The 210-nt window shown below is 51.9% G+C and carries 1 rRNA gene; it reads left to right on the plus strand.

Annotated elements, in window-relative coordinates:
- Window positions 1–210: ribosomal RNA gene (locus tag IQO02_RS20020) — 23S ribosomal RNA — on the plus strand; the annotation flags it as partial.

Genomic DNA, 210 nt, shown 5'->3' on the forward strand with positions numbered 1-210 from the left:
ATGTGTAGGATAGGTGGGAGACTATGAAATTGCGTCGCTAGATGTGATGGAGTCGTCCTTGAAATACCACCCTTGTAGTTTTGATGTTCTAACGTTGGCCCCTGAATCGGGGTTACGGACAGTGCCTGGTGGGTAGTTTGACTGGGGCGGTCTCCTCCCAAAGAGTAACGGAGGAGCACGAAGGTGGGCTAAACACGGTTGGACATCGTG

The organism is Vibrio sp. OPT24 (assembly GCF_015163545.1).
In the GTDB taxonomy this organism is placed as follows: Bacteria; Pseudomonadota; Gammaproteobacteria; order Enterobacterales; family Vibrionaceae; genus Vibrio; species Vibrio cyclitrophicus.